Below are 1,775 nucleotides of genomic sequence, written 5' to 3' on the forward strand. Positions count from 1 at the left end.
GGGCGGGCGGCTGAGGAGGCTGCGCGGGAGCGGGCGGCAGCGGCTGCGGCGGCGGAGAAGACGCAGGTCATTCCTATGCAGCGGCCCTGGCCGGGTAGTGACGATCGGCCGCATGTGGTGCCTGGCTTCGACGACCCCGAGCCGGTGGAGACGGCTGAGACGACGACCTGGTTGCATCGCGATGCCGTTCCGGAGGGGGATGCCGGGGACGTATCCGGTGACGTCGCCGGCTCGGCCTCGCGGCCGGTTGAGGTCAGTGAAGCGGAAGGTCGGGCGGCCGGCATCAAGGGCTCCGGTACCGATCGGAATGCGGCGGGTCAGGCGGAGGACGGCGCCGACACCGATCGGGATGCGGCCGGCCGGGCGGAGGAGGGCTCCGGCGCCGGCGTCGATGATGTCGGCGGTTCCGGTAGCCGGCCGGATGACGGCGCCGATGGCCGTGCTCGCCCGAGTGATGATCGGGGTCCCGGTAAGCGACCAGGCGAGGGCACTGACGGAGCTGTCTCGGTGTTGGCGGCGAGCTCGCCTGGGGTGGACAGCGGCTCCGAGCCGGACTCTGCGGCGGCCGATGAGGCAGCGGAAGCCTCGCGCCCGGAGGACGACGACGCGGAGACGACGGCGGACGTCACCGGCCGGCCGGCCGGCACGGATGCCGATTCGGACAGCACGGTCGTGATCTCGCGCAATGAGCTGCGCCAGGCGCTGCCCCAGCAGAGCACCCCCGCGGACGGCGAGAAGACCCAGGTCATCCGGGTACGCCGGGACGACGGACCGGCCACCTGACGGCGGACACGAAAGGGGGCCGGCACCGGATGATCCGGTACCGGCCCCGAATGGTCGGTGTGGCCTGTCAGCGAAAGGTCAGGGCAGGGTACGGGCGAGCGAGCAGACCGCCAGCAGGCGGTTGAGCACCCAGTCGTTCTCGGTCCAGTCGATCGGGCCGGCCGGCGGGCGCCAGCCGTGCTTGAACGCCGCGTCGCGGACACCCTCCGCGTAGGCGGCGAGGATGACCGCCGTCAGCGGGCGGACGTCCGACGACAGGCTGTCGCGGATGCCCGCGGCGTGCTGGTCGACGGTGGCGAGCAGCCCCGGGGACTGCGTCGCGGCATCGAGGCCGTCGGCGCCGACGGAGGCCATCAGCTCCTCGAGGCAGGCGTGGGCGGAACGCAGGGCAGCACGGGCGGCAGCGCCGCTGAACAGGCCATTCATAAGATGCAAAGGTAGGGATCGCGGGGTAGCCAACGGTGTCCCCGATCGGTGCAGCTCGGTTGAACTCGCGCCGGTGGGGAAAGCCTGAACCGGACCCAGCGGCCAGGGAGGCACGGATGGTGGACGGCCCGGACAGCGAGCACCGGCGGCCCGACGGAGTGGACGACGTCACGGTGGAGGCGCTGGGCAAGCTCAGCGAAGCCCTGGAGACGGTCGAGCGGGTGCGCGGGCACCTGTATTCGCTGCACCAGCTCGTCGGCGAGGCCGATTTCAAGCTCGACGAGGCCGTCTCGCTCTTTGTGCAGGCCGGGCAGCCCAAGCTGGCGGAACGGATCGCGCAGGAGCTGATCGGGCGCAACGTCGTGCCGGGGCACTGGACGTTCCAGCTGGTCGAGGAGTTCGACGACGGCTACTACGCCGAGTTCCGCGCGCTGGAGAAGGACGCCCGGGATGAGCTGGCCGGCGGCCGCCGGCACCTCTATGAGGCCGAACTGAAGGAACGCCGACGGACCCGGGGGCGTGCCGGCCACGAGGCCCGCTGAGGAGGACCACGCGTGAAAGGTCCC

General features: G+C 71.8%; 3 protein-coding genes. 2 read left to right on the plus strand and 1 reads right to left on the minus strand.

Annotation, left to right across the window (positions count from 1 at the left end; genetic code table 11):
• Positions 1–75 precede the first annotated feature (75 nt).
• The gene (locus tag AB0C29_RS46680; RefSeq protein ID WP_360834591.1) at positions 76–783 is read left to right on the plus strand and encodes a hypothetical protein; all 708 of its coding nucleotides are present in this window, start codon (positions 76–78) and stop codon (positions 781–783) included.
• Positions 784–861: 78 nt separating this feature from the next.
• Here the strand turns inward: AB0C29_RS46680 and AB0C29_RS46685 are convergent, their stop codons facing one another.
• Positions 862–1,209 (minus strand): DUF6401 family natural product biosynthesis protein, encoded by a 348-nt coding sequence (locus AB0C29_RS46685; protein ID WP_360553320.1) that lies wholly within the window; start codon positions 1,207–1,209, stop codon positions 862–864.
• A 116-nt stretch (positions 1,210–1,325) separates the two neighbouring features.
• Between AB0C29_RS46685 and AB0C29_RS46690 the strand changes: the two genes are divergently transcribed.
• Positions 1,326–1,751: a hypothetical protein gene (locus tag AB0C29_RS46690; protein WP_360834593.1), complete on the plus strand. Its 426-nt coding sequence runs from the start codon at positions 1,326–1,328 to the stop codon at positions 1,749–1,751.
• The last annotated feature ends 24 nt before the right edge of the window (positions 1,752–1,775 follow it).

Origin of the sequence: Actinoplanes sp. NPDC048791 (assembly GCF_040650095.1) — a bacterium.
GTDB lineage: Bacteria > Actinomycetota > Actinomycetes > Mycobacteriales > Micromonosporaceae > Actinoplanes.